Origin of the sequence: Hydrogenophaga sp. (assembly GCF_051860785.1) — a bacterium.
Lineage (GTDB): Bacteria > Pseudomonadota > Gammaproteobacteria > Burkholderiales > Burkholderiaceae_C > Hydrogenophaga.
Map to the genome: position 1 here is coordinate 90,059 of NZ_JBIMLB010000018.1, position 23,730 is coordinate 113,788.

Here is a 23,730-nt window from a genome sequence, read left to right on the forward strand (position 1 = left end):
ACTGAGGGACTCCACCATGGCCGTGGAAGGCAGCGCGGGCGACTTGCTCAAGGTCGTGACATTGCTGGGCGCCGCCGTGGTGGCCGTGCCGCTGTTCAAGCGGATCGGCCTCGGTTCGGTGCTGGGCTACCTGGCGGCGGGACTGGCCATCGGGCCGTTCGGCATGGGCCTCATCAGCGATCCCGCCACCATCCTGCACACCGCCGAGCTCGGGGTGGTGATGTACCTCTTCGTGATCGGGCTGGAAATGCAGCCCTCGCACCTGTGGAGCCTGCGCCGGGCCATCTTCGGCCTGGGCAGCCTGCAGGTGGTGGTGTGCGGCCTGCTGCTCACCGGGGTGGGCCTGGCCTTCGGCTTCTCGTTGCCGGTGTCGTTCGTCAGCGCCATGGGCTTCGTGCTGACCTCCACCGCCGTGGTGATGCAGTTGCTCGGCGAGCGTGGCGACATCGCCCAGCCGCGCGGCCAGAAGATCGTTGCCATCCTGCTGTTCGAAGACCTGCTGATCGTGCCCTTGCTCGCGGTGGTGACCTTCATGGCACCGGACCTGGGCCAGCAGGCGGCGGCCGATTCGTCGCGCCTGGCCACCATCGGCCTGGCGCTGGGTTCGCTCGTGGCGCTGGTAGCGGCCGGCGTGTGGCTGCTCAACCCCCTCTTCCGCATCCTGGCCAACGCCAAAGCGCGCGAGGTGATGACCGCCGCCGCCTTGCTGGTGGTGCTGGGCGCGGCCCTGCTCATGCAGCTGGGTGGCCTGTCGATGGCCATGGGTGCCTTCCTGGCCGGCGTGCTGCTGTCCGAATCCACCTTCCGCCACCAGCTCGAGGCCGACATCGAGCCCTTTCGGGGCCTGCTGCTCGGCTTGTTCTTCCTGAGCGTGGGCATGTCGCTGGACCTGGCCGCCGTGACCAGCAACTGGCCCATCATCGTGGCTGGCGTGCTCGCCATGATGGTGGTCAAGGGCCTGTGCATCTACGGCGTGGCGCGCTTCGCGAAAAGCTCGCACGCCGACGCGCTGGACCGCGCGGTGCTCATGGCCCAGGGCGGCGAATTCGCCTTCGTGCTGTTTGCCGCCGCGCTGGGTGCGCGCGTCATCGACCCGGTGGTCAATGCCAACATGACGGCCATCGTGGTGCTCTCCATGGCGCTCACGCCGCTGGTGGTGCTGGTGCACCGCCGCTTCACGGCGCGCGACGCCGAGGTGTCGCTGGATGGCGTGGAAAAGGTCGACGGCCAGACCGCCAGCGTGCTGGTGATCGGCTTCGGGCGCTTCGGCCAGATCGCCAGCCAGGGCGTCATCGCGCGCGGCGCGAGCATCACCATCATCGACAACAACGTGCAGATGATCCGCGACGCCGAGGCCTACGGGTTCAAGGTGTACTACGGTGACGGTTGCCGCGCCGACGTGCTGCACGCCGCGGGCGCGCACGCCGCCCAGGCGATTCTGGTGTGCCTGGACAACAAGGAGGCCGCCACCCGCATCGCCCACCTGGCCAAGACCGAGTTTCCGCATGCCGAGCTGCTGATCCGCGCTTTCGACCGCGAGCACATCCTGGAGCTGCGCAAGGCCGATGCGGGCTACCTGGTGCGTGAGACCTTCGAATCCGCCATGGCCATGGGCCGCCAGGCCGTGCTCACTCTGGGCGCTGCAGAAGAAGAAGCCGACGAGGTGATGGACCACCTGCGCCGGCGCGACGCCGAGCGCATGGACATGGAGGCGGCTGGTGGCTTGTTTGCGGGGCGCGCGCTGGTGCTGGGCAACCGGGTGAAGAAGGACACGGCCCCGGAAGAGGCGCAGCCTGCAATCTGACCGGTCTACCTTGCGTCGCCCACCACATGCCGCGCGACAAAATCGTCGTCCAGTTCGAACCCCCAGCCCGGTAGCTCTGACAGAACGTACTCGCCCGCCTGGATGACGCCACGCCGGTGCATGCCGCCATGGAACAAAGGATCGCGCAACGGGTGGTGCGTCTCGACATAAGTGCCATTGCTCACGGCGGACAGCAGGTGCGCGCCCAGCAGGGGTTCGCCATGGTGAGCCATCTGAATACCCCGCGTCTCGGCTGCGGCGGCCACCTTCAACCATGGCGTGGCCCCTCCTCCCCAACTCGCGTCGAGATTGCATACATCGATGGCCTGCGCGTCCATCAGGTGCACACAGGCCGATACCGTGTATTCGGACTGACCTGCCGCAATGGGCAGGTCACTGGTGCGGCGCAGGTGGCTCATATCACCTACGTCGGTTTCCCAATGGCAGGGTTCCTCGAACCATCGAACACCCAGGTCCCTCACCCGTCGGGCAAAGTCCTCCGCATCGGGTCGGCTCCATCCGCGATTCGCGTCCACACAAATCACAAAGTCTTCCCCCATGGCGCGGCGCACCGCGCGAACGCGATCGGCGTCTTGCTCGGGGCTGAGTCCGCCCACCTTGAATTTGCAACCCGCCAATCCCAGTTCCACAAGCTCCTCCATCTCGGGAACGTAGTCGTGTGGTGCGAAACCGTCCACGTATTGACCGGCGATGGCGAGAATGGGCAATCGATCGCGATGCCCACCCCACATCCGCGCCAGCGGCAGTCCAGCGCGCTTGCCCAGAAGATCCCACAGCGCACAGTCCATGCAGGCGACGGCGCGCACTGCAGCGGCTCGCTGCCAGGGCATCCAGTGCGTGTCGGTCAGCCGCCAGCACTTCGCCCATAGGCGACCGATCGACGACGGGTCTTCGCCGATGAGGGCAGGCGCCATGCAGTCGCGTGCGATCTTCAGTGCCGTGCGGAAGGTCTCGACGTCGCCTTCGCCATTCACAGAAATCCCCGTGCTGCCGTCGTCGAGGCGGATGGTCGTCAACAGCGCCATCTTGTTCGTGACGCTGTAAACGCTGCCGCGAAAGTCACGAGGCAGTGGAATGGACAGGAGGTCAACCTGTACATCCTGGATTCGTGGTGTGTTCAAACGGAATGCTCCTTGTGCAGTTGGAGAAGGCTTGCGCAAAGCTCCTCGTCGGCGGCGGCAAGCCGCGTGGTGCGGTCTGCCACCCAATGGTTCATGTCCTCGACGTCCTGCACGTCGTGCCTCAGCATCGCTTCGACAGACGGCCGCTGTGGGCCGCCCAGACCTTTGCGGTTCTGCACGACCCAGTCGGCATCGGCGGCCTGCCGCACATCGCCCCAGCGCACGCTGGACGCAAGAGCATGGTCGCCACCCAATGTCTCGGCAAGGATGCGGTGCGCCTGTGCGTCATTCACCTCACCCAGAGGAATGCCTTTTCCGCGCGCAAAACCCACCAGGGCTGCCACGCAGGCATGGGCCAATCGAAAAGGAATGCCCTTGGTCTGCAGCACATGCGCGAGATCGGTGGCGTTGGCGTAGTCGCGTTCAAGCTCCTCTTTTGCGGCGGCAGGAACGAAGCGGATCGCTCGCACCATGGCGGCCGTCGCACGCATCAGGGATGTGGCCAAGTGCATCGCCTCGGTCGGCTCGTGGTACTTGCAGTCGTTCATCCCGCTGGGCACGTTGTGGCCATTCAGGAGGATCGTCATGGCGCAACCCACCATCCTGTTCTGCTGGCGCCGCAACGCGCTGAGCACCATGGGATTTCGTTTCTGGGGCATTGCCGAACTTCCACCCACGTTGTCCGCATCGATAAAAACCAGCCACGGCTCTGCATGGTGGTACTGCGCGGTCAGATCCGCGTACAACAACGACATGCTGCTGGCGACCGTGTTCACATGCCCCGCGATTTCCGCACTCAGGTCGACCGTGGCGAGTTGCACCGCATCAAACGAATTCAACACCGGCCCGGAAAAGCCCAGCAGAGAGGCCAGCAGGTTGCGATCCAGAGAGAACAGGGAATTGCCCAGCACGCAGCTTCCCAAGGGGGATTGATTGATGCGCTCGTACGTCTGGATCAGGCGCTGCTGCCACCGCGCCAGCGACTGGCTGAAACCCAGCAGGTAGTGGCCCAGGGTGGTGGGCTGAGCCTGCACGCCCCAGGTGTACGCGGGCAGCACGGCATGTGGATGTGATGCGGCCAGGTCGAACAACGCGCGACGCACTTCGCCCGCCGCCGCCACCGCGTCGAGCACCGAGGTGCGCCATGCCATTCGAAGGACGGATGCAACGATGTCCTGCCGACTGCGTCCCGAGTGCAACTCGGTGATGGGCCAACCGCCGACCTCCAGCATGAGCTTCTCGATTTCCAGGTAGTCACTGACCTGGGACCAACGCGCTGGATCGTCTGAATAGCAACGGGCCACGGCAGACAGCGCGGGATAGGCAACGGCACGCGCATTGTCCGAAAGTTCGCCCGATTGCCAGAGTGCCACGGCCGCTGCCAGGTTGAGACGATGAACGCGCTGGAAATCGTCCGTGGCGGGTTGAAGCAAGATGGACTCCATCACATTCAGCCGGCCGGGCGAATCGTGCTTTCCAGGAACTGGTGCGTCTGATCCCAACTGCGTTGAGCGACCTGATAGTCGGGGTTGTCTGGATCAAAGGTGAGAAATGCATGACGCACGCCCGGGCAGAGCTGGATGTCTGCGCGGACGCCCTTCGAGTTCAGACCATCCCGGTAAGCGGCCACGGTATCGAGAGGCACGCGCTCTTCCTGGTCTCCCCAGAAGCCGAGAACGGGCACCTGATGGCGCCCGATATCGTCCAGGTGATCGAGCACGATGTAGGGCGCTTTTTCCGTGGCGGGCTTGCGCGCAGGGAAACCGTAATAGATGACCGCACCAGCGAAAGAGTGGCGCGCAGTCAGCATCATGGCAAGGGTGCCGCCGAGGCAAAAGCCCATGGTCACCACATGACCTGCCGCATCCTGCTCACGCAGCGTCGACAGGCACACGCCGAGTTGGTCGAGCGACTTCGTTTGATCGAGCTGGCCCAGTCGATCGAAGGTGGCCTCCATGTCACCGTTGGCCACCGGAAAAGACGCACTGAACAATTCCGGCACCAAGGTGCGGTAGCCCATGCCGGCTAGCCGGTGCCCCAGCATGCGGTAGAAAGGCGTGCGACCGAACACATCGGAAACGAGCAGCACCGTGCCGCGTTGGGAGATCCGGGCCGGAAACAGGGAGGCGTAGAGCATGCCGCTGCCGGTCGGCAGATGCACGAATTCCTCTTCGTTGGGGTCGTAGAGCGGGCCGCTGGTCAGCAGCTTGCCATGGCACATGCGAGTTCCTTGCGTGGGGATTTATTCAAGCCGCTGCCGTTCTGTGACGGGTCCGACCTGGGTGTAGAAGGGGCCGCCCAAACGGGCCAGTGGTTGCAGCTGGCGCACGTCGATGCGCCGACCATCGAACACCGTGGGCGACAGATGAAAGGCGACGACTTCGCCGATGTACAGCGTGTTGACGTCGCCGAGCGGCACCGATTGCAGCAGGCGGCATTCCATCTGGATCGGCGAAGCGGCGATGCGCGGCACACGCACGAAATGGCTGGGCTCCAGAGGAATTCCCAGGGTCGCGCATTCACTGACTTCGGCCGCGTAGGCCGCACTGCTGGCGTGGAGGGCGTCGAGGTTTTCCACCGTGGCCACGTTCACGACAAACTCTCGGCTGCGCAGCATGTTGCGCGCGGTGTCCTTGAGAGAGCCATCGGCGCGACTGGCGATGTTCACAGCCAACGCGGGCGGGCTGTGGGCCACGTAGTTGTAGGAACTGAACGGTGCGGCGTTGACCACCCCCTCATCGTCCACGGTGGTGATCCACGCAATGGGCCGGGGAACCACTGCGCCGGTGAGCAGGCGGTAGGCTTCCTCCGAAGACATGCCCGCGCTAGGCCGCGTGATGTACGTCATCGTGTTGCTGCTTCTTGAGGAGGGAGGTCGCACCCAACACCGTTTGCCAGATCTGCATGTCCAGTTCGGGGCTGACTGTGCTACCGCGCCAGGCAATGTGCTGATCGGGTCTGACCAGAACGATCGGCGACCCGTAGAGTTCTTGCAGCTTTTTTGGCAGAGAACGCACCACACAGAACTCCTCGGCTCGCGGTGCCGCAGCAGCCAATGCCTTCGCGCGTTCGAGTTCGGCACCTTCGGAAAAACAAAGGATGGTGAACCACGGCCCGAACTGTTCATACAGCGACTGGCCGTCCGCAAGTCTCGCGTGGGGTGCGATGGAACCTGGGCGGCCGTCAGGGGCGTAGTGGTTGGGATTCGCGTCTGGTGGCGCCAACCCTGCTTCCGACCAGACGATGGGGGAGCCGCTGTAGACATAGCCGAGCTGCGTTCCAATGCTGCGGAACTGCGGCTGCTTCAGGCGCAAGAAATCCTTGGCTGCATGGCGCCGCGCCGCCTCGCCATCCGGACCTACCCCCTCGATCTCCGGCGTCACCATGTCCTTGGGGGCATGTTCGAAGCTGCGCACCGTTTCGCGAACCAGCCGTTCGCCGATTGGCCGGCGCTCGCTGTCGTAGCTGTCGAGCAACCCATCGGGTGCCGAACCCCGAAGGACCGCCGCCAGCTTCCACCCCAGGTCCACGGCATCGCTCATGCCCAGGTTCAAGCCGTGGCCGCCATAGGTGGGATGCTGGTGCGCCGCATCGCCCACCAGGAAGATCCGCTCGCGCCGATACTGTTGCGAAATACGCGCGTGCATGTGGTAGAAGTCGAACCCCTCGATCTCAAAGGGAGCATCCTTCCCGATCAAGGCCGCGACGATGCGCGGTGCCTGCTGGCGCACTTCCTCTTCGCTGGATATCTTGTGCAAGGACACCAGGAAAAGGTCCTCGCTGTCCGCCGGCATGACAAACGCTGGCGCCTCCGGGTTCAGGCACCACCACATCATCGCCTTCGATCGGTGCATGTCTCGATAGATCGCCTTGCAGCGAAACAGGATCTGTACGCATTGCGCGATCCGCGCGCGTCCTTCGTATCGGAAGCCACCTGATCGCGCGACGACGCTGCGGGCCCCGTCGGCGCCCACCGCATACAAGGCCTGGATCTTCTGGGTGTTGCCCTGGGCGTCCTGCACGCTCACAGTGACCCCGTTGCTGTCCTGCTCGATGCTGGCACATTGCCAACCGTACCGCGTTTCCACCATGGGGAGCTTGGCCAGTTCTTCTCTCAGCACTTCCTCGATCTGTGCCTGGATCACCTGCACGATGGGTTCTGGAAATGCGTCGCTGACTTTCAACGGGTCAGAGAAGAACGCGTTGTCGATGACCGCAAGATCCGGCGCACTGAGGCGGGTCGTCAGAACCACCTGGGATGGCCACGACACCGGAAACTCCGCGCGCTCACGCATCCGAGGCAACAAACCCCAACGAGCAAAATGCTCGGTGACGCGCAGATTGACGTAGCGCGCACGGGGATGGCGGTAGCGCGTGCGCAGATCCGTCTCAGGTTCGACCACACAGACGCTCACGCCCCTTCGCCCCAGCTCGAGGGCTGTGGCCAGCCCCACCGGGCCGCCCCCCACCACGACCACGTCGTGAAACGGGCGCGTCGATCCATGGGCGGCATTGTCGGCCGCCGTATCCAGCTTGTTCATCGGCTCAATCCAGCTTGATGTTGTATTTGCGAACCATGGCGCCGAGTCGTTCGTAGTCGCCGCGCACGGTATTGGCGAAATGATCAGGGGCGCCTCCCACTGGCTCGAGTCCGATGGACGCAAGCCTTGCCCGAACGTCCGGCATCTGGGTGATTTCGTTCAGGTGTTTGTTCAGGGTCTGAACCACCTCAGGCGGCAAGTTCTTGGGGCCGAGAAATCCTTGCCACGAAACGAACCGCACATCGGGGAAGCCTGATTCGGTGAAGGTAGGCACGTTGGGCAGGAGAGCGCTGCGCTCAGGGCTCGAGACCGCAAGTGCCAACAGTTTCCCGCTCGTCAGATGCGGGCTCACGGAGGCGGGACTGGTCCAGCCGACAGAGATGTGGCCAGCCAGGGCGTCGGTGAGCACGGGCGCTGAGCCTTTGTAGGGCACATGCATCATGGGGATTCCAGCCGAGTTCTTGAATTGCTCACCCAGCAGGTGCATGGGTGTACCCGATCCCGGAGTTCCGTAAGAGAGTGGCTTGCCTGCTTTCCCATCACGAACCAAGTCGCTCAAAGACTTGATATTGGTCGAGACACCCGTGAAAGCCACCAGCGGAGCCTTCGACACCTGGAAGATGGCGGTGAAGTCGTTGACGGGATCCTGGACAATGCCAGGCGATGGCGCGACAACGTGGGGGGCAATGGCGAAGGTGCTCGCCACATTCATGATGGTGTAACCATCCGCGGGCGCCTTGGCGACATAGGCTGCGCCAATCATCCCGCTGGCGCCAGGCTTGTTCTCGACGATGACCGGCTGCCCCAGCCGGCTGCTCAACTTGTCGGCGTAAATTCGCGCCACGACGTCGGTGTCGCCTCCGGCGGGGAATCCAATCACGATGGTGATCGGCTTCTGCGGCCAAGTTTGTGCGTGAAGGGAAGCGCTGAGGAACATGGCCAGGCCGGTCGCGACCCGTAGAAGTTTTTGTCTCATGAAGTCTCCTTTGTTGGAGTCGAGACTCTATGAGGCTTGATGGGACACGAGAACCACTGTTTTCACCTGGTGAACAGTTGTCTTCTTTCAGGCCGTGCAGCGTCGCATGAGGCAGCACAATGAGGGCGGAGACAAACATCAACGTGAAACCACCCTATCAGCCCCAATCGCTGGACTTGCAGGTCAAGTCGATCGAAGCCCTCAGCCGCGGTCTCAAGGTGCTTCGCGCGGTACAGGCCGAGGAGGCGATTTCGCTTGCCGACGTGCACCGACTCACCGGCATCCCTCGTGCAACGCTTTTGCGCATCCTGAAGACGCTGTGTGATGACGGATGGTTGATTCGCCACCCCCTGACCAAACGCTTTACCGCGCAACCTGTCGCTGCGGCCCACAACATGGAAGCCTGGCACGGCGCCTTTTCGCAGTTGTGCGCGCCGTATCGCGCCGCACTGGAGCGGCAGACACCCTGGCCGGTCAACATCGCTGTTCCGGACGGCAGCCAGATGGTCATACTGGATGCGGCCTCGAGTTGCAGCCTGACCCCGAACTACCACGCCCTTGGCTACAGGCCGAGCATGATCGACTCTGCGGTGGGGCGTTGTTACCTTGCGTTCTGTCCTCAGCCCGAGCGTCAGTCCATACTCCGCCGGCTTGAACGATCAGGCGCCATGGGAAGCCTGACCAAGGAAGAGTTGCAGTCGGTGCTCGCGCAGACCCGGACCCAGGGCTATTCACTCAAGACCCGCAGACGGCAAGGGAAGAATTCCGTTTCCGACTACGGGGCGGTTGCCCTCCCTATCCGCCTCCATGGCGCCACGATCGGCGCCATCACCATGGTCTGGCTTCCCGAGGTCGTGATGGAGAGCGACATCCTGTCAAGGCACCTGTCCGCCATGGGCGACGCTGTGAAGGCCATTGAATCCGCCTTGATCACAGCAGGGATCCAGCATCCCTCGCAACTTGCCTGACATGCCTGGTTTGCCCAGACGTTCAAGGGCACACCGCCTCTACGTTGTTGCCGTCGGGGTCGATCAGGAAGGCGGCATAGTAGGTGGGGCTGTAGTCCGGACGGGGGCCGGGGCCGCCGTTGTCTGCCGCGCCTGCCTTCAGGCCCGCCTTGTAGAACGCGTCCACTTGCGCCGGGGTCTCGGCGCGAAACGCGATGTGCGTGCCCTGCCCTTTGTTGCCCGGTTGTCCGCCCGGATGCGCGTAGAGCCACAGCGCGGGCGCGTCCTTGGGGCCGAGGCCGGCATAGGTGTCGTCGTGCGAACCCAGCACGTGGCCGAGGGGCGCGAGCGCGGCCTGGTAGAAGCGGATGCTGGCGGCGAGGTCGTGGACTTTCAGTCCGAGGTGGTCGTACATGGCGATGGTTTCCTGCTTGATGGGTGGATCAGGCGGTCATCGTCGATCAAGTCGTTCACGCGGTCTTGGAGAATCTTGCGCAACTTCTTCGAGCCCTTGAGCGCGGTCTGGCGAAAGGCGCCAGGCGACATGCCGGCCGCGCGGTGGAAGCTGCGCACGAAGTTGCTGAGGTCGGCGTAGCCCACCTCGAGGGCCACGTCGGTCACCTCGCGGTCGCTCTCGGCCAGCAGCTGCGCGGCGTGCCGCAACCGCGAACGCACCAGGTACTGGTGCGGCGTGACGCCGAGCACGCGCGAGAACATCCGCAGGAAATGGAACGGACTCAAGGCCACTTCTCCGGCCACACGGTCCAGGTCAATGGCTTCCTGCGAATGGGCGGAGATCCACATTGCCGCTTCCACTGCGCGCCTGCGGTCGCGTTCGCTGGCTTTGGACGATGCTGGCTCGCGGCCGGTCGTCACGTCGAGGAAACGGGAGGTGAACCACAGGCCCACCTCGTCCAGCGCGGCGTCGCTGCGGCCACTGGCCACCGCCTGCGCCAGTTCGCCCAGCACCATCAGCTCGGGCAGCGGCGGCAGGCCGGTGGCGCGCCAGCGGCCCCGATCGCCACCGACAAGTTCCACAAAACGCGGCGATACCTGAAACGAGAGGCACTCATCACCGCAGACGTGATGGTCGTGCGTGCACACGAATTCGTCGCCGGGATGGCCCACCAGCACCGATCCGGCGACCAACTCATAAGATTTGCCGCGCACGCGGTAACCGAAGCTGCCCTTGCGCACATAGGACACCGAATAGGCCTGGTGCTGCTCAACGAAGGGTTTCTCGGCAGGACCGGCGCTGCAACGGAAATCCATCACCCGGATCGGGCCGGCCTGGAGTTCAGTGGCGCTGATCATGTGGGCTCTCCGTCGAACAGACCGGGTTCATCACCGAAACGGGCTCGCTCGATCTGCAGCATGCGCAGCTTGGTGTCCACGCCGCCAGCGGCCGAGAAGCCGCCCGAGCGCGCGCCAGCCGCCAGCACGCGGTGGCAGGGAACCACCGGCGCAAAAGGGTTGTGGCCGAGCGCCTGCCCCACGGCGCGGGCCAGACCCAGGTCGCCCAGCGCTTTGGCGATGTCGCCGTAGGTGAGTGTGTGGCCAGGGTCAATGGCGCGGGCGATGGCGTACACGTCGCGCTGGAACGGCGTGAGTCGGGCCATGTCCAGCGGTATCTCGCGCAGATGGCGCGCCTCCCCGTTCAACAGCGCCTGGACGCCTTCGATGGCAAGCTGCACTTCGGCGGGCGGTGATGGCTCCTCGGGCAGAGGCGGCAGGCCTTTGAGCAGGCGTGCCCGAGTGCGGGCTGCATCGGCTTCGGGCAACTGCACCGCCACCACCCCCGCCGCGCCCCACGCGATGCCGCACACGCCGATGGCGGTGGGGAACAGCGCGTGACCGCCCTCTTCCATGGCTACACGGCGCGCAGCGCCGCGCGCAGACCCACGCCAATCTCCGGCCGTTCGAGGAACGGGTCGGCCGGGTTGGTCTGGTTCACGATGCCTTCCATGCGCGAGCGCACATTGCCCAGCGCGCGCGGGTGGCTGAAGATGTAGAAACGGTCGGCGCGGATGGCGTCGAACACGAACTGGGCCACCTCGGCCGCCGTGACCTTGCCGGAGCCCACGGCCTTGTCGCTCATCGCCTGACCGATCAGCTGGCTCTGGGTGGGCTTTTCATCGGCCATGGCTTCAGGCCGGTTGCGGTGGCTCTGGCTGATGCCGGTGGGCACGAAGTACGGGCACAGCACGCTGGCGCTGAGCTGGTCGCTCACGAGCTTCAGATCCTGGTAGAGCGTCTCGGTGAGGCTGACCACTGCGTGCTTGCTCACGTTGTAGATGCCCATGTTGGGCGGCGTGAGCAGGCCGGCCATGCTGGCGGTGTTGACGATGTGGCCGCGCCAGGCGGGGTCCGCCTTCGCAGCGGCGAGCATCATGGGCGTGAAGAGGCGCACGCCGTGGATCACGCCCCACACGTTCACGCCCATCACCCATTCCCAGTCCTTGACCGAGTTTTCCCAGATGAGGCCGGCCGAGCCCACGCCGGCGTTGTTGAAGACGAAGTGCGGTGCGCCGAAGGTCTTCTGCACGTCGGTGGCCAGGGCCTCCATCTGCGCCTGGTTCGACACATCGACCCGGCGTGCGAGCACCTGCACGCCCGTGGCGCGCATCTCCGCCTCGGCCTTGTCCAGCGCGTCCTGCTGCACGTCCACCAGCACCAGGTTCATGCCCAGCTTCGCGCCAATGCGCGCGCATTCCAGGCCGAAACCCGAGCCCGCGCCGGTCAGCACCGCGGTCTTGCCCTTGAAGTCCTGAATCATCCGTGTCTCCTGTGTGTTTGAAAGCGAAGTCAGCCGGCTCTCAGCATTTCGATGTGGTCGATGCCGTCTTCAAGATAGATGTCGCTGGCGGGCTCGAACCCGTGCTGGTGGTAGAAGGCCTGCAGCCGCGCCTGGGCGCCGATGCGGATGGGCTGTGCGCCCCACACGCCGTGCGCGGCTCGCACCGCCTCGCGCATGAGCAGGTGGCCGATGCCGGTGCCGCGTGCGGCCTGCGCGCTGATCACGCGGCCGATGCTGACCTCGGGGAATTTCAGGCCGGACGGCACCAGGCGGGCGTAGGCCAGCAGTGCCCCGTCGGCGGCTTCGCCCAGCAGGTGGAAACAGGCCGGGTCGGCGCCGTCCATGTCCTGGAACGCGCAGGCCTGCTCCATCACGAACACCTCGGTTCGCAATTGCAGCAGACGGTAGAGCGTGCGGGCATGCAGGGCATCGAAAGGCAGGCAGCGCCAGACAAGGGTTTTTTCGTTCGGACTCAAGCGCGCACTTCCCTCAGCACGAAACCGATGCGCGGGAAATGCACATGCAGGCGTCCCGCTCGCTCGTCGGTGCGCTCCAGCGTGTAGCGGGTGCGCGTGGCCGCGCGCAGGATGCCTTCGGTGGGTTCCTGGCCGAAGGATTCGGCACTCACGGTGACACGGCTGCCCAGAGCGATACCGTGCTCGTCCTGAAAGGCTTCGTCGGCCAGCGGGGCGGGCTCGGCCGCCGCCGCGATGGCAATCGCTTCGGTGGCACTCAGCTTGCTCGCCTGTCCATGACCGATCTGTGCCATGCGGTCCAGCCATTCGATGACGTGCGGCGTGGCGTCGAGGATGCCGGCCATGGTGGGGTTGACCACGCGGCTGAACCACAGCGGGTGGTAGGCGGCAAAGTCCGCCACGCAGGGTGTGTCGCCCAGCAGGAAGGGTTGCGCTTCCACCATGGTGGAGAGCCTGCGCAGGTAACTGCGGTAGGCGGCGGTGGCATCGCCCGGGCGCAGGCTGACCATGCCGCCGCGCATGGCACCACGATCGGCCGCAAAAGCCTGCGCGGCTTCAGGTGGCTGGCCGGCGAAAAGCGCGGCCGCGCCCTTGGGGCTCAGGTTGTAGGCCATGGCGGCCCAGAACAGGCTGTTGTCGGCCCACTGGGCGAGCACACGCGCAACGCCCTTCTGGTGTTCGGGATACAGCGGTGGCTCGGGCTGTCGGTGTTCCAGCACATCGGTGATCAGCGCCGTGTCGCAATAGATGTCGGCACCGATCTGCAGGAATGGCGTGCGCCGGTAGCCACCGGTGAGCGCGATCACATCCGGCTTGGGCAGGATGCGCGGGATGTTCACGCCCTTCCAGGCGAGGCCCTTGTGGCCCAGCATGAGGCGGACCTTCTCGGAAAACGGGGAGGAGGCGTAATGGTGAAGGATGAGGTCGGACATCGCGTCTTTCAGGGATGGGTTCAGCGCGGCATGGCGCGTTCGATGATGGCGTCGAAGCCTGTGCCAGAGCCCAGGGAGCCAAAGCTGTGGCCCCACTGACCGTCGAGCCTTGAGTCACAGAAGGCGCCGAACACCTCGGGCGGCGCGGTCTGCGCCAGCAAGGCAGCCTGCACCGCCAGCGCCACGTCCTGCGCCAGGCGGCGCGCTTCCATTTCGGTGGCCATTTCCTCGACACGAGCCGGAAGTCGATCGGCGAGATGGTCCAACGCACGGTGCATGCCGCGCGCGGGGGCCAGTTCCTGCGCCAGCGCGGCGGCGGTATCGGCCTTGCGCAGCGCACGCAGCAGGTCCAGAGCCATGATGTTGCCGGCGCCTTCCCAGATGGAGTTGAGCGGCATCTCGCGGTAGATGCGCGCCATGATGCCTTCACCGCCCTCCTCCACGTAGCCGTTGCCGCCCAGACATTCCATGGCCTCCTGCGCGAAATGGCTGCCGCGCTTGCAGATCCAGAACTTGGCCACCGGCGTGAGCAGGCGGCTCATCACCTGCTCATGCGGGTCGTCAAGGTGGTCGAAGCTGCGCGCCAGGCGCAGCGCGAGCGCGGTGGCGGCCTCGGACTCGAGCGCCAGGTCGGCCAGCACGTTCTTCATCAGCGGCTGGTCGATCAGCGTCTTGCCGAAGGCCTTGCGCTGCGTGGTGTGGTTCAGCGCAATGGACAGGGCCTGGCGCATCAGGCCGCTGGTGCCCAGCGCGCAGTCCAGCCGCGTCATGGTGCCCATGGCCAGGATCTGCGGCACGCCGCGCCCTTCCTCGCCCACCAGCCAGGCGGTGGCGCCCACGAACTCCACCTCGGAACTCGCGTTGGCCTTGTTGCCCAGCTTGTCTTTCAGGCGCTGGATGAAGAGCTGGTTCATCGAACCGTCGGGCAACACGCGCGGCAGGAACAGGCAGGAGAGGCCGGTCTTCGTCTGCGCCAGGATCAGGAACGCATCGCACATGGGTGCGGAGAAGAACCACTTGTGGCCGGTGACGGTGAAACGCTGGCCCCAGCCGTCACTGCCTGCGGGTTCGGCGCGCGTGGTGTTGGCGCGCACGTCCGAACCGCCCTGCTTCTCGGTCATGCCCATGCCCATGGTCAGGCCGGCCTTGTCGCGCCAGACCTTGAGCGCGAGGTCGTAGGCGCGGCTGGTGAGTCCGGGCGACCAATCCTTGTAGATGGCTGGGTTGTCCCTGAGCGCGGGCGCCACGGCGTAGCTCATGGAGATGGGGCACAGCACGGAGGGCTCGAGCTCGGTGAAGAGCATGAAGCCGGCGGCCCTGAGGAGATGTGGGCTCGCGGCACCCTCACCCCAGGGTGCGCCGTGCAGGCCCGCGCCCACCGCTTCGGTCATGAGCGCGTGGTAGCTGGAGTGGAACTCCACCTGGTCGATGCGGTGCCCGAAGCGACTGTGGGTCTTGAGCTGGGGGGTGTGCACATTGGCCAGCCGCGCGTGGGCCTGCATCTCGCCGCTGCCCGCCACCTGGCCCAGCTTCTGCAGCGGGGCGGTGTCCAGCGCGGGCGCGTTGAACTTCAGCGCCGCCTGCATCGGCCGGTTGATCGCAAACAGGTTGGCATCCACCAGCGGCGCGGGCTGGTTGAAGACCTCGTGCGTGGCGGCGGCCATGGCGCCCTCCCTCAGATCAGCTTGACCAATTGCTTGCCGAAATTCTTGCCCTTGAGCAGGCCCAGGAACGCCTCGGGTGCCGAAGCCAGGCCCTGGGCCACGGTTTCGCGCGGGCGCAGCTTGCCGGTGCCCACCAGCGTGCCCAGTTCGGTGAGCGCTTCGGGCCACACCTCCATGTGCTCGCTGACGATGAAACCTTCCACCTTGAGTCGGTTCACCAGGATCAGCGCCGGGTTGGCCAGCGGCATGGGCTGGCCGTCGTAGCCGGCGATCATCCCGCACACGGCGATGCGGCCGAAAGCGTTCATGCGCAGCAGCACCGCATCAAGCACCATGCCACCGACGTTCTCGAAGTAGCCGTCGATGCCCTTGGGGCAGACGTCCTTGAGCGCCTTGGCCAGCGAGTAAGCGTCCTTGTGCAGCTTGTAGTCGATGCAGGCATCAAAGCCGAGTTCTTCCACCGCGTACTTGCATTTGTCGGGCCCACCGGCGATGCCCACCGCGCGGCAGCCGCGCGCCTTGGCCAGCGCACCGAAGGCACTGCCCACCGCACCGGTGGCCGCGCTCACCACCACGGTGTCGCCGGCCTTGGGGTTGATGATCTTCACAAGACCGTACCAGGCGGTGACGCCAGGCATGCCGACCGCACCCAGGTAGTGCGAGAGCGGCACGTGCGTGGTGTCGACCTTGCGCAGCGCGCCGGGCTGGCTGGCATCGACCACGCTGTATTCCTGCCACCCACCCATGCCCACGACCTTGTCGCCCACCTGGAACTTGGGGTGTTTCGATTCAGCCGCCTCGCCCACGGTGCCGCCGATCATGACCTCGCCCAGTGGCTGCGAGGCCGCATAACTCTTGCTGTCGTTCATGCGACCGCGCATGTAAGGGTCCAGGCTCAGGAAGTGGTGGCGCACCAGCACCTGGCCATCGGCCAGCGCGGGCGTCTGGGTGGTGACGAGCTTGAAGTTGGAGGCCGTGGCCTCGCCCTGGGGGCGGTTGTCGAGCAGGATCTGGCGGTTGGTGGGCATGAGGTGTCTCCTAGTCGGTCGAAATGCGGTTGAGGGGCTGGACGCTGCCCGGCCCGGTGGGCAGGCGTGGCACCAGCTTGAAGGTGCCGGTGGCATGCGCACAGAGCTTGCCCGCGGCGTCGGAAATGCGGCCTTCGGTGAACACCAGGGTGGCGGTGCGGTGCAGGATGCGCCCGGAGGCCAGCAGCGGGCCTTTGGCCGCCCGCGTGAAGCTGGTCTTCATCTCGATGGTGATGGCGCCCTGATCGGGTTGCACCGATCGCGCGGCGTGCGCCATGACCACATCGAGCAGGGTCATGCTCGCGCCGCCATGCACCACGTCGAAGGAATTCAGGTGATCAGGCGACGGGCTGAAGGCAATCTCGGCCTCGCCGCCCTCGAACTTGCGCAGTTCGAAGCCGAGCAATTCAACGAAGGGAATGCGGACGGAAAATTCCATGTCGTGTTCAGCCACCAGTGATCACGGAAACCCCGCCGTCCACCGCCAGCCACTGGCCGGTGATGTGTTTGCCGGCGTCGGATGCGTAGAGCACGGTCAGGCCTTTCAGGTCTTCGTCATCGCCCAGGCGGCGCAAGGGGGCGTGGGCGGCCAGCTTGTCTTCGCCCATGGCCTTGAGTGTGCCCGCGGTCATCTTGCTCGGGAAGAAACCCGGGCAGATGGCGTTGACGGTGATGCCGTACCTGCCCCATTCGGCGGCCAGGGCACGGGTGAAGTTGATCACGGCGCCCTTGGAGGTGTTGTAAGCGATGGTGTTCATGCCCGAAGGGTTGCCACCCAGGCCGGCGATGGAAGCGGTGTTGATGATGCGGCCGTGCTTGCGCGCGATCATGCTGCGCCGGGCGATGACCTGACTCAGCACGAAGTAGCTTCGCACGTTGAGGTTCATCACCTTGTCCCAGGCTTCCACCGGGTGGTCTTCGGCCGGTGCACCCCACGCGGCGCCCGCGTTGTTGACCAGGATGTCGATGTCGCCCAGGCGCTGGAGGCTCTCGTCGGCCAGGCGGTGGATGTCTTCCTCCTTCGAGCAGTCGGCGGCGAACCAGCGCGCGTCGATGCCGGCGGCCTGCAGTTCGGCGGTGGCGCTCTCCAGGTCTTCTGCCTTGCGGGAGCTCACCAGCACGCGCGCACCGGCCTCACCCAGCGCATGCGCCATCTGAAGGCCCAGGCCACGCGAGCCACCGGTGATCAGGGCGGTCTTGCCCTTGAGGTCGAAGAGTTGGGAAATGGTGCGGGTCGTCATGCGAGGTCTCCTGGGTTTCGTGTGATTAGAAGGCGTCTTCGGGCAGTTCAGCGCAGGTCAGGTCGCGGCGGCTCACCACCTGCAGCCAGGCGCCGATCTTCGGCAGTTCGTAATGGAAGAAAAAGCGCATCGCGGCCAGGCGGCCGGTGCGTGCGTTCGATTCGGGTGCGGCGTGTGCCACCAACGCCACATCCAGCCAGATCCAGGCCAGCACTGTGTGGCCGAAGGCCTGCAGGTAGGGCACGGCGTTGGCCAGCGCGTCGGTGGGTTCACCCGTGGCCCAGGCAGCCTTGGTGGCCGCGCCCACCTGCGCGAGTGCCTGACCCAGCGCGTTGGCATGGGCGGCGAATTCGGGAACGTGAATGGCGCGCTGGATGGTGTCGTTGATGCGGCCGGCCAGCAGCGTGAGCCCCTTGCCACTCTCCATGAGCACCTTGCGGCCCAGCAGGTCCATGGCCTGGATGCCGTGCGTGCCTTCGTGGATCATGTTCAGGCGGTTGTCGCGCCAGTACTGCTCCACCGGGAAATCGCGCGTGTAGCCGTAGCCGCCGTGGATCTGGATCGCCAGGCTGTTGGCTTCCAGGCACCACTCGCTCGGCCAGCTCTTGGCAATGGGGGTGAGCACCTCCAGCAACAGGCGCGCGTCGTCTGCCGTGGCGGCGTCGGCGGTGTGCTGCTCATCCACCAGGCGCGCGCAATACAGCTCCAGCGCCAGCGCGCCTTCGCAGTACGACTTCTGTGCCAGCAGCATGCGCTTCACGTCCGCGTGCTCGATGATGCGCACGGGCGGTTGCGCAGGGTCTTTGCCAGCCGGGCCCATGGGGCGGCCTTGCGGGCGATTCTTGGCGTAGTCCAGGCTGGCGTGGTAACCGGCCATGCCGAGCATGGTGGCGGCCATGCCCACGCCGATGCGGGCCTCGTTCATCATGTGGAACATGCAGTGCAGGCCCTTGCCTGCCTGCCCCACCAGATAACCCACCGCACCCGCCTCGCCCCTCACCGGGTACTTGCCCTCGCCGAAGTTGAGCAGCGTGTTGGTGGTGCCGCGCCAGCCGCACTTGTGGTTCAACCCGGCCAATGCCACGTCGTTGCGTTCGCCGGTCAGCCCGCCTTCGGTGTCCACCATCTTCTTGGGCACGATGAAGAGCGAGATGCCCCGCGTGCCGGGCACGAGCCTGCCGTTTTCGTCCGGAATCTTGGCCAGCACCAGATGGACGATGTTCTCGGTCAGCTCGTGTTCACCGGCCGAGATCCACATCTTGTTGCCCTTGAGGCGGTAGCGCGGCCCGAGCGGGTCGTTCTGGAAATCGGCGCCATCGGGCACGGCGCGTGTCATCACGTCGCTCAACGACGAGCCGGCCTGCGGCTCGGAGAGGCACATGGTGCCGGAGAAGCGCCCCGAAAACTCGTTGAGCGCGAATACCTGTTTCTGCACCTCAGTGCCGTGCACCATGAGCAGGTTGGCGTTGCCGGTGGTCAGCATGCCGCTGCCGATGCTCACCGAGGCCATGGCAAAGAAAGCGTTGGCCGCAGCCTCCACCGTGTAGGGCAACTGCATGCCGCCCACGGCATAGTCCTGCGCGGCGCTGAGCATGCCGCTTTCGGCGTAGGCCTTCTGGGCGTCGTGCGTGGCTTGCGGCAGGATCACCCTCTCACCGTCGAAATGCGGTTCCTGCGTGTCCACCAGCCGGTTGAAGGGCGCGTACTTCTCGCGTGCGATGCGCTCGCAGGTGTCGAGCACGGCGTCGAAGGTTTCCCGGCTGTGGTCGGCAAAGCGCTCGCGCTCGCTGAGCGAAGGTGCATCGAGCCAGTCGTAGAGCAGGAAATCGACGGTGGGGCGCAGGCTCATGGCACTCTCTTCTTCAGTTCTTGGGCGGCATCGCGGCGATGGTGCCTTGCGCCACCGCGCAGAGCTTTTCCACGCCATCTTTCAGCACGAACACATCGCAGCGGCAGACGGATTGCGTCTTGCCGGTGTGCACGGCTTCAGCGCGAGCAATCAACCGCTCGCCGATCGCAGGTCGCAGGTAGTTGATCTTGAACTCCGCCGTGACCACCGGCAACCCCAGCGCACTGCCGCCCGCATAGGTGAGCGCGTTGTCGGCGGCGTAGCTCAGCACGCCGCCATGCACGAAGCCATGCTGCTGCTTCACCGATTCACCGATCGGGACATGCAGCTCGCAGCGTCCCGGGGAAAACGCAGCGAGTTCCGCGCCGATCAGGCGCGAGAAAGGCTGAGCCGCCAGCACCTCGCGCCCCATGGCCAGAAACACCTCAGGGCTGACGCTGGCCTCGGCCATGGCGGAGCGACCTTACAGAACTTCGAAGACGCCAGCAGCGCCCATGCCACCACCGATGCACATGGTGACCACGACCTTCTTCGCGCCGCGGCGCTTGCCTTCGATCAGCGCATGGCCGGTCAGGCGCTGGCCCGACACGCCATACGGGTGACCCACTGCAATGGCGCCACCGTTCACGTTCAGGCGATCGCCCGGAATGCCCAGCTTGTCGCGGCAGTAGATCACCTGCACGGCGAACGCTTCGTTGAGTTCCCAAAGGTCGATGTCGCTGATCTTCAGGCCCAGGCGCGCCAGCACCTTGGGGATGGCGAACACCGGGCCGATGCCCATTTCATCGGGCTCGCAACCCGCCACCGCGAAACCGAGGAAACGACCCAGCGGCTGCAGGCCGCGCTTTTCGGCCAGGGTCTCGTTCATGAGCACGCAAGCGCCGCCACCGTCGCTGAACTGGCTGGCGTTGCCGGCCGAGATCACGCCGCCGGGCACGGCCGGGCGGATGCCGCTGATGCCTTCCTTGGTGGTACCGGCGCGGATGCCTTCGTCGTTCTCCACCGTCACCTGCTTGGTGGTGAGGCCCATGATCTTGTCGGCCACGCCTGCGGTCACGGTGATGGGAGCGATCTCGGCCTTGAACAGGCCGGCTTCCAATGCAGCCGTGGCCTTCTGCTGGCTGGCCGCGCCGTATTCGTCCATGGCGTCGCGGCTGATGTTGTAGCGCTTGGCCACCTGCTCGGCGGTCTGCAGCATGTTCCAGTAGATCTCGGGCTTGTTCGCGACGAGCCAGGGATCGGCCAGCATGTGGGTGTTCATTTCCTGCTGCACGCAGGAAATGCTTTCCACGCCACCGGCCACGAACACGTCGCCCTCGCCGGCAACGATGCGCTGCGCCGCCATGGCGATGGTCTGCAGGCCGGACGAGCAGAAACGGTTCACCGTCATGCCCGAGGTGGTGATGGGCAGACCGGCGCGCAGCGCGATCTGGCGCGCGATGTTGGCGCCGGTGGCACCTTCGGGGTTGGCGCAGCCCATGATGACGTCGTCCACCTCGGCGGCTTCGATGCCGGCGCGCTGCACGGCATGCTGCACCGCGTGGCCACCCAGGGTGGCGCCATGGGTCATGTTGAAAGCGCCCTTCCAGCTCTTGGCCAGGGGCGTGCGGGCGGTGGAAACGATGACGGCGTTGGTCATGAAAGGTTCTCCTTGTGTGGGTTCTTGGGCTTAGCCGTTGAAGGATTTGCCTTCGGCCACCAGGCGCGCCAGCAGCGGCGCCGGCTCCCAGAATTTCGCGTCGTCCAGCGGATTCCTGGCAAAGCGCTTCATGCTCTGCACCACGTTGAACAGACCCACGGTATCGGCGTAGATCATCGGCCCGCCGCGATGGATCGGGAAACCGTAGCCGAAGATGTAGACCACGTCGATGTCGCTGGCCTTGTTGGCGATGCCCTCTTCCAGGATGTGCGCGGCCTCATTCACCAGCGCGTAGACCAGGCGCTGCACGATTTCCTCGTCGGAGATCTTGCGCGGCTTGATGCCGAGCGAAGCGCGGTGGTCCTCGATCATCTTCACCACCTCGGCGTTCGGGATCGCGTCGCGCTTGCCCGGCACGTAGTCGTACCAGCCGGCACCGGTCTTCTGGCCGAAGCGGCCCTTCTCGCACAGCAGGTCGGCGGTCTTGCTGTACTTCATGTCCGGCTTTTCCTGGTAGCGGCGCTTGCGGATTGCCCAGCCGATGTCGTTGCCGGCCAGGTCGCCCATGCGGAACGGCCCCATGGCCATGCCGAACTTCTCCATCGCCTTGTCCACCTGCTCGGGCGTGCAGCCCTCGTCGAGCAGGAAGCCGCCCTGGCGGCCGTACTGCTCGATCATGCGGTTGCCGATGAAGCCGTCGCAGACACCCGACACCACCGCGGTCTTCTTGATCTTCTTCGCCACGGCCATCACGGTGGCCATCACGTCCTTGGCGGTCTTCTCGCCGCGCACGACTTCCAGCAGCTTCATCACGTTGGCCGGACTGAAGAAGTGCAGGCCCACCACGTCCTGCGGGCGCTTGGTGAAATTGGCGATGGCGTTCACGTCCAGCGTCGAGGTGTTGGACGCCAGGATCGCGCCGGGCTTCATCACGCGGTCGAGTTCCTTGAATACCTTCTCCTTGACGCCGATTTCCTCGAACACGGCCTCGATGACCAGGTCGGCCGAGCCGATGTCTTCGTAGCTCAGCGTGGTCGTCAGCAGCGCCATGCGCTGGTCGTACTTGTCCTGCTTGAGCTTGCCCTTCTTCACCTGGGCTTCGTAGTTCTTGCGGATGGTGGCAATACCACGGTCCAGCGCCTCCTGCTTCATCTCCAGGATCTTCACGGGCACCCCCGCGTTGAGGAAGTTCATGGCGATGCCGCCGCCCATCGTGCCGGCGCCGATGATGGCCACCGAGGCGATCTCGCGCCTGGGCGTGTCTTCAGGAACGTCCGGGATCTTGCTGGCGGCGCGCTCCGCCGTGAACAGGTGGCGCAGGGCGCGGCACTCGGGTGTCCACATCAGGTTGATGAAGATCTCGCGCTCGAAGGCCATACCGTCGTCGAATTTCTTCTTCGTGGCGGCTTCCACCGCGTCCACGCATTTGGCGGGCGCCGGGAAGTTTTTCGACATGCCCTTGACCATGTTGCGCGCGAACTGGAAGTAGGCGTCGCCCTTGGGGTGCTTGCAGGGCAGGTCGCGCACCTTGGGCAGCGCGCTGCCGTCGGCGTGCTTGGCGGCCATCTCGCGGGCCAGCGCCAGGGCCTCCTCGGCCAGGCTTTCGGGCGAGGCCGCGAGCTTGTTGAACAGCATCTGGCCGGGCACCTGCGCCAGCATCTCGCTCTTGATGGCTTCGCCGCTCACGATCATGTTCAGCGCGGGCTCGACGCCCAGGGCGCGTGGCAGGCGCTGCGTGCCGCCGGCACCGGGAATCAGGCCCAGCTTCACTTCCGGCAGCGCCACGTTGGTGCCCGGCGCGGCAATGCGGTAGTGGCAGCCCAGTGCCAGCTCCAGGCCACCGCCCATGGCCACGGAGTGGATCGCGGCCACCACTGGCTTGGAGGCGTTTTCCACCGCCAGGATCACCGAGAGCAGGTTGGGCTCGGCCAGGGCCTTGGGCGAGCCGAACTCGCGGATGTCGGCCCCACCCGAGAACGCCTTGCCCGCACCCGTGAGCACGATGGCCTTGACGGCCGGATCAGCTTCGGCCTTTTCCAGCCCGGCCGCAATGCCCTGGCGGGTCGACAAACCCAGGCCGTTGACCGGCGGGTTGTTCATGGTGATGACGGCGACATCGCCGTGGACCTGGTACTCAGCGGTCATGGGAGCTCCTTCGTTGTATTTGCCTGTCTGTGCGGGGCGTTGACTGTGACGTTCTTTTTCGAAAAGAACGATCGTTCGATTCTAGGGGTCCGGCCCCGAATTGGAACAGGCGAGTTTGTCTCAAGTGGGACATACCAGCACTCATTCCCATGATCGGTCGATTCATTCCCTAACGGCTCAGCCTCATAACTTACGCGCCATTCTCCCGTCGCCGCAGTCACCGCACCTCATTGGGAGATGCACGGCGATTTTTTACTTCTTCGAGAGGAAAACACCATGCAAACCATCGATACATCCGCCCTTGATACCCGCTTGCCAAGTCTGGCGTCCGTTGATGTCCAAGTTCTCCGAACGCGTGAGGAACGACTGACGGTCGCGCATCTTCGCGCCCTTGCAGACACGGCAACCGAGTACCAGACCGACCCCGCCCTCGCTGCGCTCGAAGAGATCAAGGACGAAATAGGTCTAGGGCCTGTTAACACAACCGCAGACCATCAGCGACGAGCACGAAGCTGATGAAGCCTAGGAACATGAGGTCGAGTTTCTCGA

At 65.1% G+C, this 23,730-nt stretch carries 23 protein-coding genes; 3 read left to right on the top strand and 20 right to left on the bottom strand.

The features are described 5' to 3' along the window. Positions 1-16 precede the first annotated feature (16 nt). Positions 17-1,804: a monovalent cation:proton antiporter-2 (CPA2) family protein gene (locus ACTIF6_RS20285; protein WP_439589767.1), complete on the top strand. Its 1,788-nt coding sequence runs from the start codon at positions 17-19 to the stop codon at positions 1,802-1,804. A gap of 5 nt (positions 1,805-1,809) precedes the next feature. Here the strand turns inward: ACTIF6_RS20285 and ACTIF6_RS20290 are convergent, their stop codons facing one another. The 6 genes from ACTIF6_RS20290 to ACTIF6_RS20315 are packed head-to-tail and all read right to left on the bottom strand — an operon-like array spanning position 1,810 to position 8,463. Then, positions 1,810-2,946, bottom strand: coding sequence for a mandelate racemase/muconate lactonizing enzyme family protein (locus tag ACTIF6_RS20290; RefSeq protein ID WP_439589741.1), 1,137 nt, complete (start codon positions 2,944-2,946; stop codon positions 1,810-1,812). Continuing rightward, positions 2,943-4,379: a lyase family protein gene (locus tag ACTIF6_RS20295; RefSeq protein ID WP_439589742.1), complete on the bottom strand. Its 1,437-nt coding sequence runs from the start codon at positions 4,377-4,379 to the stop codon at positions 2,943-2,945. The genes ACTIF6_RS20290 and ACTIF6_RS20295 overlap by 4 nt, the downstream gene beginning before the upstream one ends. Positions 4,380-4,396: 17 nt before the next feature. After that, positions 4,397-5,167 (bottom strand): dienelactone hydrolase family protein, encoded by a 771-nt coding sequence (locus tag ACTIF6_RS20300; RefSeq protein ID WP_439589743.1) that lies wholly within the window; start codon positions 5,165-5,167, stop codon positions 4,397-4,399. Positions 5,168-5,188: 21 nt separating this feature from the next. Next, a complete protein-coding gene (locus ACTIF6_RS20305; RefSeq protein ID WP_439589744.1) occupies positions 5,189-5,794 on the bottom strand; it encodes a flavin reductase family protein in 606 nt (201 codons plus the stop codon). Continuing rightward, a complete protein-coding gene (locus tag ACTIF6_RS20310) occupies positions 5,772-7,487 on the bottom strand; it encodes an FAD-dependent oxidoreductase (protein ID WP_439589745.1) in 1,716 nt (571 codons plus the stop codon). Before ACTIF6_RS20310 ends, ACTIF6_RS20305 begins: the two co-directional genes overlap by 23 nt. Before the next feature lie 4 nt (positions 7,488-7,491). Continuing rightward, complete coding sequence (locus ACTIF6_RS20315; RefSeq protein ID WP_439589746.1) at positions 7,492-8,463, bottom strand: Bug family tripartite tricarboxylate transporter substrate binding protein; 972 nt, start codon at positions 8,461-8,463, stop codon at positions 7,492-7,494. A 143-nt stretch (positions 8,464-8,606) separates the two neighbouring features. Between ACTIF6_RS20315 and ACTIF6_RS20320 the strand changes: the two genes are divergently transcribed. Continuing rightward, positions 8,607-9,431, top strand: coding sequence for an IclR family transcriptional regulator domain-containing protein (locus tag ACTIF6_RS20320; RefSeq protein WP_439589747.1), 825 nt, complete (start codon positions 8,607-8,609; stop codon positions 9,429-9,431). Between the two features lie 22 nt (positions 9,432-9,453). Here ACTIF6_RS20320 and ACTIF6_RS20325 read toward each other — a convergent pair whose 3' ends face one another. The 14 genes from ACTIF6_RS20325 to ACTIF6_RS20390 are packed head-to-tail and all read right to left on the bottom strand — an operon-like array spanning position 9,454 to position 23,181. After that, positions 9,454-9,825 (bottom strand): VOC family protein, encoded by a 372-nt coding sequence (locus ACTIF6_RS20325; protein ID WP_439589748.1) that lies wholly within the window; start codon positions 9,823-9,825, stop codon positions 9,454-9,456. Next, positions 9,804-10,724, bottom strand: coding sequence for a helix-turn-helix transcriptional regulator (locus tag ACTIF6_RS20330; protein WP_439589749.1), 921 nt, complete (start codon positions 10,722-10,724; stop codon positions 9,804-9,806). Before ACTIF6_RS20330 ends, ACTIF6_RS20325 begins: the two co-directional genes overlap by 22 nt. Next, positions 10,721-11,278, bottom strand: a complete 558-nt coding sequence (locus ACTIF6_RS20335; RefSeq protein ID WP_439589750.1) for a methylated-DNA--[protein]-cysteine S-methyltransferase — start codon at positions 11,276-11,278, stop codon at positions 10,721-10,723. Before ACTIF6_RS20335 ends, ACTIF6_RS20330 begins: the two co-directional genes overlap by 4 nt. A gap of 2 nt (positions 11,279-11,280) precedes the next feature. After that, positions 11,281-12,186, bottom strand: a complete 906-nt coding sequence (locus ACTIF6_RS20340; RefSeq protein ID WP_439589751.1) for an SDR family oxidoreductase — start codon at positions 12,184-12,186, stop codon at positions 11,281-11,283. A 29-nt stretch (positions 12,187-12,215) separates the two neighbouring features. After that, positions 12,216-12,683 carry a GNAT family N-acetyltransferase gene (locus tag ACTIF6_RS20345; RefSeq protein ID WP_439589752.1) on the bottom strand — a complete coding sequence of 156 codons (468 nt, stop codon included), beginning with the start codon at positions 12,681-12,683 and terminating at the stop codon, positions 12,216-12,218. Then, positions 12,680-13,615: a glutathione S-transferase family protein gene (locus tag ACTIF6_RS20350; RefSeq protein ID WP_439589753.1), complete on the bottom strand. Its 936-nt coding sequence runs from the start codon at positions 13,613-13,615 to the stop codon at positions 12,680-12,682. Before ACTIF6_RS20350 ends, ACTIF6_RS20345 begins: the two co-directional genes overlap by 4 nt. Positions 13,616-13,635: 20 nt before the next feature. Then, positions 13,636-15,279 (bottom strand): isovaleryl-CoA dehydrogenase, encoded by a 1,644-nt coding sequence (locus ACTIF6_RS20355; protein WP_439589754.1) that lies wholly within the window; start codon positions 15,277-15,279, stop codon positions 13,636-13,638. Positions 15,280-15,290: 11 nt separating this feature from the next. Continuing rightward, positions 15,291-16,307 carry an NADP-dependent oxidoreductase gene (locus ACTIF6_RS20360; protein WP_439589755.1) on the bottom strand — a complete coding sequence of 339 codons (1,017 nt, stop codon included), beginning with the start codon at positions 16,305-16,307 and terminating at the stop codon, positions 15,291-15,293. Positions 16,308-16,317: 10 nt separating this feature from the next. After that, positions 16,318-16,746 carry a PaaI family thioesterase gene (locus ACTIF6_RS20365; protein WP_439589756.1) on the bottom strand — a complete coding sequence of 143 codons (429 nt, stop codon included), beginning with the start codon at positions 16,744-16,746 and terminating at the stop codon, positions 16,318-16,320. Between the two features lie 7 nt (positions 16,747-16,753). Then, complete coding sequence (locus ACTIF6_RS20370; protein WP_439589757.1) at positions 16,754-17,548, bottom strand: SDR family oxidoreductase; 795 nt, start codon at positions 17,546-17,548, stop codon at positions 16,754-16,756. Positions 17,549-17,573: 25 nt separating this feature from the next. Beyond that, positions 17,574-19,397, bottom strand: coding sequence for an acyl-CoA dehydrogenase (locus ACTIF6_RS20375; RefSeq protein ID WP_439589758.1), 1,824 nt, complete (start codon positions 19,395-19,397; stop codon positions 17,574-17,576). A gap of 13 nt (positions 19,398-19,410) precedes the next feature. Then, positions 19,411-19,848, bottom strand: a complete 438-nt coding sequence (locus ACTIF6_RS20380; protein ID WP_439589759.1) for a PaaI family thioesterase — start codon at positions 19,846-19,848, stop codon at positions 19,411-19,413. Positions 19,849-19,860: 12 nt separating this feature from the next. After that, complete coding sequence (locus tag ACTIF6_RS20385) at positions 19,861-21,036, bottom strand: acetyl-CoA C-acyltransferase (protein WP_439589760.1); 1,176 nt, start codon at positions 21,034-21,036, stop codon at positions 19,861-19,863. Positions 21,037-21,066: 30 nt separating this feature from the next. Next, positions 21,067-23,181 (bottom strand): 3-hydroxyacyl-CoA dehydrogenase NAD-binding domain-containing protein, encoded by a 2,115-nt coding sequence (locus tag ACTIF6_RS20390; protein WP_439589761.1) that lies wholly within the window; start codon positions 23,179-23,181, stop codon positions 21,067-21,069. 276 nt (positions 23,182-23,457) lie between these two features. Here ACTIF6_RS20390 and ACTIF6_RS20395 point away from each other — a divergent pair, with 276 nt between their 5' ends. Next, complete coding sequence (locus tag ACTIF6_RS20395; protein ID WP_439589762.1) at positions 23,458-23,697, top strand: hypothetical protein; 240 nt, start codon at positions 23,458-23,460, stop codon at positions 23,695-23,697. Positions 23,698-23,730 lie beyond the last annotated feature (33 nt).